Source organism: Paenibacillus sp. SAFN-117 (assembly GCF_051966115.1).
Classification (GTDB): Bacteria; Bacillota; Bacilli; order Paenibacillales; family NBRC-103111; genus Paenibacillus_L; species Paenibacillus_L residui.
Window position 1 is genome coordinate 120,173 of sequence record NZ_JBQCLK010000009.1, and the last position, 12,619, is coordinate 132,791.

A 12,619-nucleotide genomic window follows, 5' to 3' on the forward strand; every position below is an offset into this window, starting at 1 on the left:
CCCGTCGTTAGTAGTGATCAAGGCTGCCGGATATTATTTGGCGGCTTTGTTTGCGATAGTAGCCATTTTAAAATAGGATAGAAGGTAGGAGTTGGTTATCAAAAAATAATTGGGAGTTGTAAGCTTGTGATTCTATCCGATAAAACGATTAGAAGCTTGCTTGACCGCGGGTCATTGGCAATCCACCCTTTGGAGGACGATCAAATCCGCGATGAACTTCGCATGGGCAGACAAATCCAACCCGCCAGTGTCGATCTGAGGCTGGGCAGGCATTTTCTGAAGGTAGACGAGAACGATATCCCCTTTATAGATTTAGAGCATCCCGCCAATTATATTTCTATTGAAAAAGAGGAGATCATCCTGCCTCCCCATTCTTTTATTCTGGCGACGACTATGGAGTATGTAAAGCTGCCGGATAACTTGACTGCCTTCGTAGAGGGGAGGAGCTCCATTGGACGGATGGGCCTCTTCATCCAGAACGCCGGTTGGGTGGACCCGGGATTCGAAGGGGAAATTACTTTAGAGCTGTACAATGCCAATCAGCTTCCGATCAAGCTCAAAGCGGGGCGCCGCATTTGTCAGCTTGTCTTTGCCCAGCTTGACCAGAAGGCCCAGTTTCCGTATAGAGGAAAATACCAGGGGCAGAGAAAAGCTACAGGCAGCCGGGTTTATGCGGATATCGAAAACAGGGGCCCACATTCTTAAAATATGGTAGCTTGAGCGGCCAAATGGTTATGAGCTTAAGAAAGAGGAATTTCTTTGACAACGAATAGGAATTGATTTGGGGACGACCCATCAAGCTTAGGAGAAGAAACTTATGAATTTTCTGTATACGGAAGTGATCCCAAGCCAGAACGAAATCTATAAGCTGTATGATTGTTTTGGATGGAACGACTATCTGAAGTTGAGCAAGGAAAGCCTTCATCAAGCTATGCTTCAAAGCTGGTGTGTCATCAGTGCTTATCATGAAGATGAATTGGTGGGGACGGGCAGACTGGTTTCCGACGGAGTCCTTAGTGCCTATCTCTGTGGGCTGGCTGTCCATCCGGATTATCAACAGATGGGGATCGGTAGTGAAATTGTGCGGCGTCTGGTCAGCAAAGGCCAGCATCAGAATCTGCATATAGAGCTTTTTTGCGAAGAGAAATTGCTTAACTTTTACGAGAAATTAGGGTTTGCCGTCTTTGCTTCGGGAATGAAGTATAGGAAATGAGGTTAACCCCAACGGATTAACCTCATTCAGGCAACTAACGTTTTTATTTATAGTTCACTAAGCGTTCAGCAAGATAGATGAATAGGGAGGCCGCATCCTCGCTAACATGCTTTCCTCTCTGGGCTTGGACTTCCCGAATAAAGTCCGTTAAATTGTTGTTTTTTAATTTGACCTGCAAACTGTTTAAAATACCCTGCTGCCGAATCCATCCTTTCTCGTAGCCCTGGTCTAAGAGACTTTGCAGCAATTCCTCACTCATGGGAGGAGTATACTTCCATAAATTCGAGCTGTTATCCGAGAAGTAGAAGTTTCCGTATTTATCCTGGTTTAAGTAATTTCCGATGCTTCCGTTAAGCATGATAAAGTCCATGCTGTCCGGTTTGACCATGAAAAATTGCCCCCGGGAAGTTCCATATACATTCCCGTCAATCCCTGTTCTTAAAAATCCGTAAGCCCACGTTGTGCTTGAGCCGTATCTTTTCAGCTTGGAGATACTTGTTTCCACTGTCCGGGTATCCGGATTAAAGGTAAAGATATGATCTTCGGCAATCCCCCAGATCATTCCGTCAGGGCCGACCGTCAACCCGGTCACCCCCCGCCTGCCGGCTACCGGTACCGTCTCGAATATTTTACTCTTCGTCTCGGGATCGAATATAAAGAGCTTGCCCTCGCTTTCCGCCGGACCGTCTGTGCCGAGTCCGCCATAAATCGTAGATCCGCCGTACACTAGGCCGTCCTTATAAACTAAGGACACGATACTTTGATTCGGAATAATGTTAGAGTAAACATCGAGCTCTCCTGTTGCAAAATTGTAAGTCGAGAGAGCCCCTTCCAGCGAGGTCGTGTCAGGGACCGTTCCGACATAGAGCTCATCCCGATCCTCCGCATATACCATGGCGAATGGGCGGTCCTGGCCATGACTGCGAAGGTCGAACAACGGCTGCGGATTCGTCCTGGACCAAGGCTGATTCGGATCATATTCCAGAATACGCCCTCCGGCGTAGGCTCCGATCAACAGCTTTCCGTCGCGAATTGCCGACGATTCGATCTGGCCGATCGCTCTCGTTTCGGAAATTTCTCCAGTCAGCGGATCATAGGAGGCGAAGCCCGACATGTACCCGGCTACATACATTTTTCCATCCGGCCCCGCATGAATGCTCTGAATAAGAATAGGGGAGCCACTGTAATGGGAAGGCAGAATGTCGGCCCGGTCCGTCGCAGGGTTGTAGTACACAATATGGCCGCCTCTGCCGCTGGCCACTAACGTCCAGCCCGGCCAATCGTCGTGATTCAATTCAACAAATTTACCGGTATGAAAATTATGTCCGTCCATCACTTCTTTAACCAATGAGATGGATGCGCTTGCCGCATCATAAACATATATGTTTCCATTGTAGGTAAACATCACCCGTCCCGGCTGATCCGGAACTGCAACTACCGTTTCGGAATGAATTCCTATCCCGTCCGGATTATAATATTCCAATGCTTCATCCTCGCCGCGGATAACGAGCAGATCCCCGTTGGAAAACTTCACGAACAGCCGATCCTCGGCAAATTTCATCCCATATGGAAAAGCATACGATTCCCCTCCATCAGGCAGAAGTCCGGAAAGCAATTCCTTATAGGTTCCATCCTCCACATTCATCTTGAACACCTTGCTCCGGGTTCCGCCGACTCCGACATACAGTTCATTCCGTTCAGCGTCATAGGCCATGGAGCGAACATATTTTTCCGTTGGTTCCGGCCGGCCCAAATCCTTGATTTGGCCATCCGCGGGATCATATTCGTATACTTTGGCGTTCGGATAGGTGCCCGCATAAATCTTGCCGTCCGGCCCAGGGGCCATAGCCCATACATGAGTTTCGTTTCCGAAACGCCCGATATGCTCGAAGCTGCCGTCGTCAGGGGAATAACGGTATAGCCCGCCGTTATAGTGCGTTCCAATGTATACTGAGCCATCTGTCGCGACTTCTACCGCCCAAGCCGATTCCACTCCAGGCATCGGGTAAGATTTTAATACTTCCCGTGTCAATACATCAATAACAACGAAACTAGTCGGCACGTCGTCTCTGCCTTTATACACGGTATACATTACATGAGTCCCATTCTCCATTCCGACTGTTCCGGTTAAATTGATAGAGCCGTTCACGACGCTGCCAATTTGTTCGAAGGTGCCCATCTGCACTTCTCCAATCATAATTTGATCCATATAACCGCGTCCGGTTCCGGTAGAAGAGGAGTAAAGCAGAATGGTTGCGGTAACCGCATCATCGGGAGCCTTGGTGAAAGCGGAATTTCTCACCCATTGTCCATCGGTTGAAGCTAACCAGTTCGATGTTTCGCCAAGCTTGACCCCATCCGCATCAAAGTAGCGGATGTATATCGCGAGGTTGCTTCTCTCGACCTTCATCATAGCGGAGACGATATATTGCGCGCCGGGAGTAATGGGGAAAGGGTCGCTTTCCAGTCCCAGAGCGCGGCTGGTATTCCTGTCGTCGAGCAATAGGCTGTAATTTCCTTCATAGGCATCCGCTGAAGTGACTTCATAGGACATATCACTGTACCCTGCGCCAAATGTCAGGCTCCAGCCCGGAATTTTCTCTCCTGTCACCGGCTCTTCAAAGCCGGCATTTAACACAGAAGGAGCTGCGGATGGGATATTATCCGCAGCGAGTGCGCCTTGCCCGAAGGGAAGCAAGGACATACAAATCAGCAATGAAAGCAGACGGGTACTACGGGTAAGCGATTTCATAATTTCATCTCCTTTTGATTAAATTTGGGGATATGAGAATCCCTGACTCACTTCTGACTTACAATTATGTTAATTTTGAGTTTAGTGAAGAAAAGTTCCATTGTCAACAAGATTTGTCAAAACGGCTCTTCCATATTTCTTGCTTCTCTTAACTTGATTCGATATGCTCTTGATAACAGAAGAGCATTCTGGTGCACCGTAGAAGAATGAATAGAACAAGGTGGTTAGCGTCATGTCCGAGCAACGGAATCGAAAGAATTCACGAAGCAGAATGGAGCATATGATAGCCACTCTGCGAATGGATATTATTACGAACAAGCGAAAAGAAGGCCAATTTCTGCCCTCGGAACGAGAACTCGCGAAGCAATTCCATCTCAGTAACAAGCTTGTACGCTTGGCCTTAGAGCAGCTTGCCGCCGAAGGACTGATCGTCAAGATTCCGCGTGTAGGCAATAAAATAGCCGAATCTTCCCCGGCAAAGCCTGTTCATGTCAGATTCGGCTATCATTCCTCTTTGGGTTATGACGCTGAAATAGAGCAGCTGCTTGCAGCGTTTCATAAACGCTATCCAGGCATCGTCATCCAGCCGCTTCAGCTTTCCTACGATAACTATGAGCATACGGTCATAGAGTATATGGAGTCCGGACTGCTGGATGTGATCACGATGAATTTCAGCAACTTCAATCATTTTGTTACGGAGAAGATAACCGGTCTGCTGCACCCGATGGATGAAAATCCTGCGGTTTACCCGCTCTTGACCACAGCATTCCAGCATGAAGGGCGGTTAATGGTGCAGCCGTTTATTTTTTCTCCGTTGGTCATTTGCTATAACCGCAGGCATCTTCAAGAGCTGCAGCTGGAGCTTCCGCTACAACCACGTTCTTGGGAGGAGCTGCTGCATATCGCTTCCCGGCTGACAGTGGAGAATAGCAGGTTCGGCTTTTACTATTCACTGCATTCCCGAAACCGCTGGCCAGTTTTTCTATTGCAAAGCGGCCTGAAATTTCATGCGGAGGCAGGAAGATTCGAGGAAGCGGTCGAGCGGATCATAGAAGGGTTGAATTTATGCCGGGAGATCATTTATGCGCCGAACACATTTCCGATCTTCCTGTCTGAAAGCGATGCGGATGCCGAGCAATTATTTGTGCAGGAGAAGGTTTCCGTGATCATGACTTCGTTATTTGCCATGAACCGTCTGAAAGGCTCGGGGATACCATTTGACGTTGCTCCGCTTCCAGTGCTGCGGGAAAATAAAACGATTCTGTTATCCATCGGCCTGGCCATCAGCAATAAATCCGAAGTTAAAGCCGCTGCGCTGAAACTGGTTGAATTTTTCTTATCCATGGATGCTCAATCGTTGATTAAACAGAACACATACGGTTTTCCGGCGGTTCTAGATACACCGGATCCCGGACAATCAGAAGGCTTGTACAGGCCTCCCCATATCGGGGAAATATTAGGAAACCAGCCCGCCTACCACGTTTTTCAAGAATTAAATTTGAATCAGAACGAGATTAATGCTATTTACAGGGAAGCCCGTATGTATTGGGCGAAGCTGCTTACAGAGGAAGAGCTTCGTGACCGAATCTCGGCCATATTGAGCAAACGCGGCGAGTAAGAGATGGACGAGTCCATAATAGTCTCTGTTTAAGCCGGAGAGTCGTTGTTGCATCGGAGCCGGGATGGGGGAAAACCTGAAAATAGAAAGCCGGTCAACCACAGAAATACGATTGTCCGGCACAGTTAAAATTCCGATATTCATGCTTGGTGTTTGCTCACATCATGTATTAACTGTTGTAGTGGAGGATGGGGTAAAGTTTATAACCTCCAATACGATCGGCGTATTCGCCAAAATAGGTTCGCTCCCGGCGGGTACGGCTATTGCCAGCGACCCAACCGTTGTGGCGCCAGGGGTATAGGTCGCAATGCCCTGCATTTGCAATACCCCATTAACGTAAACATTAAACATACTGTTGCCGGCGGCCAGCGCAGGCAGATCGGTGGCTGCGGCACCGGTATCATCGAAAAAATCGGCGGTATCAATAGTTAGTGTGGCACCCGCCGCCGTTTCGCCGGCAGTGACATGGAAAAATTTCTCCGGAGTCGGAACCGTATTTGTCGTAGTCGTTGCCGTAACAAGTAATTTCATAAGCTGTAAAGCCATAGCATACATAACCTCCTTTTTGGCAATAGACTCGATATACTATATTCGATTTAATAGAAAATGGCAGGGTGAAATAAAAGGTTCATATAACTATTTTAATACCGGGTTTCTATTATTCAGGTTTAAATAAAGCGAGCAAGAAAGATATAAATGAAGTGCAGCAGGAAGGAAGAACGGCGATGAACACATTTACGAAAAATGTCATTGAAATCATCCAAACGATTCCTGAAGGGAAAGTGATGACGTACGGCCAGATTGCAGCAATGGCGGGCAGTCCCCGGGGAGCACGGCAAGTCGTGAGGATCCTGCATTCCATGAGCAGGAAGTACAGGCTGTGTTGGCATCGTGTAGTGAATGCGCAAGGGAAAATCAGCATCAAGAACGAGGAGGCGTATCAGTTACAAATGATGCTGCTTCAGAATGAAGGTGTGGCCGTAACGCATGATGGCTATGTCAATCTTGAACAATACCGTGCCAATGGCATCTGACTGGAGACTAAAACAGGGCAAGCAAGGTTAAGGAAGAGGAAGAAGGGGAGGGGTTTGCCATAAAGAAATTTGTCTTAATCTTTGGACCGCAAGCTGTCGGCAAGATGACCGTAGGACAGGAGCTCGAGAAGATAACCGGGCTGAAGCTTTTTCATAATCATATGAGTATTGAAATGGTCGCCCCCTTTTTTAGTTATGGTACCGAACCTGGCAAAAGGCTGGTCAGGCTGTTTCGCCGGGCGATCTTTGAAGAAGTGGCTAATAGCGAATTGGAAGGGTTGATCTTTACATATCTTTGGTCATTTGATAGCCAGGCGGATTGGGACTATGTAGAGAGTGTTTGTCAAATATTCGAAGCTAAGGGTGGCGAGGTTTACTTTGTTGAACTGGAGGCCGAACTGGAGATAAGGCTGGAACGCAACATAAGCCCTCACAGGCTTAAGCATAAGCCTACTAAAAGAAATATCGAATTCTCTGAAACGGATCTGAAAAGCAAGATGGCCCGAAACCGGCTAAACTCTTATGATGGAGAAATAAAAAGAGAGAATTATATAAGAATCAATAACTCCAGCTTAAGCCCGGAACATGTTGCAGGTCTGATTAAGCAGAGGTTTGAATTGTAGTTGGATTTATAACGGCCGAGAAACGGAATTAGACCAAACAGCGGCAGTCCGGGACTTGATTTGCTTATCCAGGACCGCCGATGTAGGAGAACTGCATGTCGATTACGCCTTCCACATCTTCATTCAGGGGCGAGGCCGCTGCATGCTGTTGAGATTTGCCGAGTAGCGAACGGTCACCGTAGCATGAGATTCGTCATTCAAGGAGAGTTTCACAATGACGTCAAGAGAAGTATAACCCGTATCTCCGATTAAAGTGTTCAAAACCTCAGGATCGACCTCGATGTGCCATTCCTCCATATATTCGGGCGAAGGAAAGGGTCCGCCGGTCGGCAGCTCGGTCAATTTATCCAGCCGGTTAGGATGGCCCTCTATCGTGTCGGGTTGGCCGAGCAGTTTGGCCAGTTCATCTCTAAGCGCTTTGCTGACAGCAAAGGCATCCTGATGATTGTCGAACCGGTATTGTAAGTACATCAACAAATCATTGTAGAATCCCATCAGCAATCGGCTCGAGTGGCCATGTACTTTCACAGGCTGCTTTAACAGGTAGCTCGTGTTGTTGGGGATTAAATTGGACTCCTCAAAATCATTGTCCGCATCAAGGGATAGGGCCTTGAACACATCTTGTTCCGCTGAACCGAATAAAGCATACAGCCCGGCAAAGCTGTCTTTACCTTTACTTTGAGACGTTGAGCCTTGGCAAGAAACCAAGGTGCCTCCGGCAAGGATCATGATCAATAGGAGGCAGGAAACCCAGGCCGCCGATTTTTTGGGCTGATTTTGAAAAATCAATTTAAACCGCTCTTTCATGACGCGATCCCCTCCAAGGAAAGAAGTAGATAAAGAAGGCCCTTTATTAACACTATTTCTCATATAATGGATGATGGTGTCGGCATAAAGCTGTCTGGTGCGAACATCGGCATGTTTAATCACGTGATTGTCGCATATTTTTTCCAGATCATCATAGGCCATGCGGATCATCCAATGGACGAACGGGTTGAACCAGTGCAGGGCAGAGACCCATGACATAAGTGCCATGAACCACAAATCTTTCCTCTTGGCATGCGTCAGTTCGTGCCGCAGGATCAGCTCAAGCTGATCATCCGTCAGGCGCGTATCCGGCAGCAGGATGGCAGGACGAATAAAGCCGATCAGCATCGGACTGCTGGCGAGCCGGCATTGATACAGACCGATGCGCCGACTTACACCCATATCCGCCTTCAGTGCAGACATTATCGCAAGCTCGCGTGGACCAACTGGCTGCGAGCAAGCCTTTAAATTTCGCAAGGCAAGACGATACTGAATAATCCTCCAGCCTAAATAGCTTGCTGCGCCCAACAGCCATATCCAGGACAGCAAAGTCGGAATATCCGGAAGATAACCGGAAGTGGGGGTATCCGTATTTACGGCGGACCACGATTCGTCAATCGGACCGGTTTCCGTTGACCCCGCAGATGAAGGCGCATTCACGGTTGACGGGCCGGCATTGGGCGCAAGCTGATCCGCTACGATGTTCGGGAGCGTTATCACAGGGATGGCCTGCGGCACCTGCCAGAATGGAAGCGCCAGGCGCAGACCCAGGACAAGCCATATCCAGTAGCGCCATTGCGGGCGATACCGATGGCCGGTCAATCTTCCGATCCCTGCTGCCAACAGGATGGTAACGACTGCGAAGGCCGATGTTTCAATGATGATTGCAAACCAGGTATTAATCATCCTCTTTACCCGCATTCCGGACGATTTCCGACAATTCGTCCAGTGACTCTCTACTAATTTTCCGTCCGCCTGTCAGTGCCGCAAACAGGCTTTTGTAGGAGTTGCGATGGAAGCGGCTGAAGAAGCTCTGAGTTTCCTGCCGGGTGTACGAATGCCGGTCAATTAAAGGATAGTAGAGCTTCAGTCTGCCTTCATTTTTGAAGTCAATGTAGCCCCGCTGCTGCAGGCGCGTCAACAGGGATTGCAGGGTAGAAATGTTCCAATCCTTTCCTTGCTCCTCGTGAAGTCTGGACAAGATCGCAGACGTTTTGAGCGGTTGCTCTGACTGCCAGATGATATCCATAACGTCATACTCGGCATCCGGCAGTCGTTCAAAGGATGGTTTCATTGGGGGAATCCCTCCATTCAGTTTTTGTGGGCCGTGCCATTGGAGGCTGTCGATTCATTGCGGACAGGGCGTACAAACTGGATGATTGTACTAGTGAAAAGTCCAAATGTTATAGCATCAAATCAACCGGCAATGGATAACCGTGAAGCTGGTAATGGATAACGGCAATGTAACGGATCTGTAAGACCCTATTTCGTCAAAATAGGCGGTTTTTTTAGACTAACGGACCCAGACGCCCTTATTTCATTGAAATCCTCATACTTTCGTCTGCATTTCTTGGAATAAGGTCATCCGATTCCGTTAAAGTTACCGAATGGCCCTTCTGGAACGATTAAGGTCTCTGGGTTCCGTTATAGCCAATCCTTGCAGCATTTTTCCACATGAACTTAGTTTGTACTCCATTATTCGACAGCCAACCTGGATCATCTAGCGTGTTGTTATGCGTTCAGTATAGCATGCGAAAGAAATTTCGTCTACAAATGTAGATGAAATTTCTTGAAAATGGGCTGAAGCTGAAACTACACATAAAAGGATGTGAATATATGAAAAATGATAAACTTCCCCGCAGATACGAGGTGCAACAAGTATTGCTGGACGGGTGGAAAATGCACTCGGAAGTAAAGGCGGAGGGGACTGGAGTAAACAACACTATCTGGCAAGTGGGGAAGGAAGCTTGGCTGGCCAGGTACAATAAAGCGGAAGCGAATCGAGTCATTCGCGAATTAGAGTTATATGAATATTTGTCCATAATTCAAGACAGACATTCAGGAACGATGATATTTGTCCCGGAATTGATAGTGCCGCTTGACGGAACCGGTGAAGCTTTGCCGACTTGGGCGTCTAACTGGATTTCATACAGTTAGATTTGCTCCTCTGGAGCGAAAGACGTAATCTAAGTGAAAAAATGCAGCTAGTTTGGGCAAAAAGGGTGATATCAGCAAAATAACTCGATTCTAACTGGAGTTTTTCCATTTACTTCAATCACTTTCTGCCATTCGCACGAATTTACCTACATAAATTACAGTTAAATCGTTTTTACCATAGACCCTCATGCCTCGAGAAATCGCAAGTATTCCTTCGGCAAAGTATTAAACTTTGCAGATCATGAAGAAAACTACTTTGCTGTCATGGAAAAAAGTGAATCACAAATACAGGTTTCCTCAAACCAAGCTTTGGGGATTTTTTGTTGATCCGGTTATGTTTTTGGAATGGAAAAAAATCCACACTAAACTAAATGTAAACTTAAGATAACGTCATATGTTATTTTGAGTTGGTGGATATATGGAAAAAGTTCAATAGAATGATATAAGGGGTGTGACAAAATATGATAAATATGAATTTGAAAAAAATGCGGAAAATAATGAGATACACACAAGAAGAAGTGGCCGATAAAATCGGTGTTTCAAGGCAAGCCGTAGCGAAATGGGAGTCCGGGGAAACCATGCCGGATATCCATAATTGCAAGGCTTTGGCGGAATTATATGGTGTAGCATTAGATGATCTTGTGAATGACACGAATGATAAGCAAGAAATTGGTATTAAACCAAAAGGAAAGCACATATTCGGGCTGGTAAAGGTTGGGGAGCGAGGGCAAATTGTCATTCCCAAGAAAGCTAGAGAGGTATTTAGCATTGCGCCGGGAGACAGATTACTTGTTTTAGGCGATGAAGCTCAAGGGATTGCCATCGTAAAGAACGAGAGCTTCCTGCAGTTTGCTGAGGATATATTTAAGGCACAGGAATACGAGGAGGAAGAGGAATGATAGCTATCCAAACCAATAATTTAACCAAGAAATTTGAAAAAAAGATTGCCGTGCATTCTCTCGATCTTTCTATTGAACAAGGTGAGCTTTTTGCTTTACTCGGAGTAAATGGTGCAGGTAAAACGACAACGATCAAGATGTTGACCTGCCTCAGCAGCCCTACAAGCGGAGATGCAACTCTCCTCGGCAACAGTATTGTCTCCAATCCTCATGGAGTAAAAGAATTGATTAATGTTTCACCACAGGAAACGGCTGTAGCCCCTAATTTAACCGTCCGGGAGAATCTTGAATTAATTGCCCAAATATACGGGTTCGACAAGAAAACGGTTGAAATAAGAGTGGAAGAGATGCTTCGCACTTTTAGCCTTACGGAAGTATCCAACAATAAAGCAAAAACTTTATCCGGGGGAATGCAAAGACGGCTTAGTATTGCCATGGCACTTATTACGAATCCCCAAATCTTATTCCTGGATGAACCTACACTAGGCTTGGATGTCATCGCAAGAAGGGAACTATGGACTGCAGTTAAGAAACTAAAGGGAAGTATTACCATTATTCTCACGACCCATTATATGGACGAAGCAGAAGTACTTTCGGATCGAATAGGAATTATGGCGAAAGGAAGATTGAAGGCCGTTGGAACGGTAGCTGAATTGATGGCAAAGACGAACACCGAGTCGCTGGAGGAAGCCTTTGTTTCGTTAGCTACTAAAGAGGAGGTAGAGAGATGAAATCACTGGCCTTTGCTGCCCGTAACCACAAAGAAATTATTAGAGATCCATTAAATTTGGCATTTGGTATAGGTTTCCCGTTAGTTATATTATTATTGTTAACTGCTATTCAAGCGAATGTTCCAACCGAGTTATTTGTCATTGATAAGCTTATTCCCGGTATAGCCGTTTTCGGTCTTTCTTTCATCTCGCTATTCTCCGGAATGCTTATAGCTAAAGATAGAAGCACCTCATTTTTGATGCGATTGTTCACGGCACCTCTATCTGCCTCTGATTACATTGTAGGATATATAGTGCCGCTAGTCCCTATGGCCATTGTTCAAATTATGATTAGCTTTACCACAGCACTTTTCTTGGGATTGCCGATCAATGCCAATGTTTTACTTTCTATTATTGTGCTTCTGCCAATCTCCTTATTATTTATAGGAATAGGACTGTTAACAGGCAGCATATTTAACGACAAGCAGGTGGGCGGTATTTGCGGAGCGCTGCTGACTAATCTTAGCGCTTGGTTAAGCGGTACGTGGTTCGACTTGAATCTGGTAGGGGGCTGGTTTAAAGAGATTGCCTATGCGCTTCCATTTGCTCATGCAGTAGACGCGAGCAGAGCTGCTCTATCCGGGGATTATGCTTCAATTTTACCGCATATGTGGTGGGTTGTTGGATATATGGTTGTTGTCATAGTTATTGCCGTTTTTGCTTTTAAAAAGAAAATGAATGGGGAAAGCGCGTGATGAAAGAAGAGAAGCGGTAAACGGTTTTATCGGCGGAAACACTTTCAGGCG

General features: G+C 46.6%; 13 protein-coding genes. 9 read left to right on the forward strand and 4 right to left on the reverse strand.

All coding sequences use genetic code 11. The features are described from left to right. Positions 1-126 precede the first annotated feature (126 nt). Together dcd and ACTHRH_RS08205 are read left to right on the forward strand one after the other, a co-directional pair. Positions 127-705: a dCTP deaminase gene (dcd, locus tag ACTHRH_RS08200; protein WP_144937161.1), complete on the forward strand. Its 579-nt coding sequence runs from the start codon at positions 127-129 to the stop codon at positions 703-705. 112 nt (positions 706-817) lie between these two features. Continuing rightward, on the forward strand, positions 818-1,213 hold the full coding sequence (locus ACTHRH_RS08205; RefSeq protein ID WP_144937158.1) for a GNAT family N-acetyltransferase: 396 nt from the start codon (positions 818-820) through the stop codon (positions 1,211-1,213). 43 nt (positions 1,214-1,256) lie between these two features. Here the strand turns inward: ACTHRH_RS08205 and ACTHRH_RS08210 are convergent, their stop codons facing one another. After that, complete coding sequence (locus ACTHRH_RS08210) at positions 1,257-3,965, reverse strand: hypothetical protein (protein ID WP_379289510.1); 2,709 nt, start codon at positions 3,963-3,965, stop codon at positions 1,257-1,259. A 232-nt stretch (positions 3,966-4,197) separates the two neighbouring features. On the opposite strand from ACTHRH_RS08210, the gene ACTHRH_RS08215 reads away from it, so the two are divergent. Then, complete coding sequence (locus ACTHRH_RS08215) at positions 4,198-5,583, forward strand: extracellular solute-binding protein (RefSeq protein WP_379289508.1); 1,386 nt, start codon at positions 4,198-4,200, stop codon at positions 5,581-5,583. Positions 5,584-5,745: 162 nt separating this feature from the next. Here ACTHRH_RS08215 and ACTHRH_RS08220 read toward each other — a convergent pair whose 3' ends face one another. After that, positions 5,746-6,129, reverse strand: a complete 384-nt coding sequence (locus ACTHRH_RS08220) for a DUF4183 domain-containing protein (RefSeq protein WP_440414954.1) — start codon at positions 6,127-6,129, stop codon at positions 5,746-5,748. 179 nt (positions 6,130-6,308) lie between these two features. Between ACTHRH_RS08220 and ACTHRH_RS08225 the strand changes: the two genes are divergently transcribed. Together ACTHRH_RS08225 and ACTHRH_RS08230 are read left to right on the forward strand one after the other, a co-directional pair. Next, positions 6,309-6,617 (forward strand): MGMT family protein, encoded by a 309-nt coding sequence (locus tag ACTHRH_RS08225; protein ID WP_440414956.1) that lies wholly within the window; start codon positions 6,309-6,311, stop codon positions 6,615-6,617. Positions 6,618-6,721: 104 nt separating this feature from the next. Further along, a complete protein-coding gene (locus ACTHRH_RS08230; RefSeq protein WP_440414958.1) occupies positions 6,722-7,240 on the forward strand; it encodes a shikimate kinase in 519 nt (172 codons plus the stop codon). Between the two features lie 123 nt (positions 7,241-7,363). Here ACTHRH_RS08230 and ACTHRH_RS08235 read toward each other — a convergent pair whose 3' ends face one another. Together ACTHRH_RS08235 and ACTHRH_RS08240 are read right to left on the reverse strand one after the other, a co-directional pair. Further along, the gene (locus ACTHRH_RS08235) at positions 7,364-8,953 is read right to left on the reverse strand and encodes a M56 family metallopeptidase (protein ID WP_440414960.1); all 1,590 of its coding nucleotides are present in this window, start codon (positions 8,951-8,953) and stop codon (positions 7,364-7,366) included. Next, entirely contained in the window at positions 8,946-9,341 is a 396-nt protein-coding gene (locus tag ACTHRH_RS08240) for a BlaI/MecI/CopY family transcriptional regulator (RefSeq protein ID WP_379290366.1), read from the reverse strand. Before ACTHRH_RS08240 ends, ACTHRH_RS08235 begins: the two co-directional genes overlap by 8 nt. Before the next feature lie 542 nt (positions 9,342-9,883). Between ACTHRH_RS08240 and ACTHRH_RS08245 the strand changes: the two genes are divergently transcribed. The 4 genes from ACTHRH_RS08245 (at position 9,884) to ACTHRH_RS08260 (ending at position 12,568) form a co-directional block, all read left to right on the forward strand. Continuing rightward, positions 9,884-10,204: a hypothetical protein gene (locus ACTHRH_RS08245; RefSeq protein WP_440414962.1), complete on the forward strand. Its 321-nt coding sequence runs from the start codon at positions 9,884-9,886 to the stop codon at positions 10,202-10,204. Between the two features lie 461 nt (positions 10,205-10,665). Then, the gene (locus tag ACTHRH_RS08250) at positions 10,666-11,103 is read left to right on the forward strand and encodes a helix-turn-helix domain-containing protein (RefSeq protein ID WP_440414964.1); all 438 of its coding nucleotides are present in this window, start codon (positions 10,666-10,668) and stop codon (positions 11,101-11,103) included. Further along, the gene (locus tag ACTHRH_RS08255) at positions 11,100-11,834 is read left to right on the forward strand and encodes an ABC transporter ATP-binding protein (protein WP_440414966.1); all 735 of its coding nucleotides are present in this window, start codon (positions 11,100-11,102) and stop codon (positions 11,832-11,834) included. Before ACTHRH_RS08250 ends, ACTHRH_RS08255 begins: the two co-directional genes overlap by 4 nt. Next, the gene (locus ACTHRH_RS08260; RefSeq protein ID WP_440414968.1) at positions 11,831-12,568 is read left to right on the forward strand and encodes an ABC transporter permease; all 738 of its coding nucleotides are present in this window, start codon (positions 11,831-11,833) and stop codon (positions 12,566-12,568) included. Before ACTHRH_RS08255 ends, ACTHRH_RS08260 begins: the two co-directional genes overlap by 4 nt. The last annotated feature ends 51 nt before the right edge of the window (positions 12,569-12,619 follow it).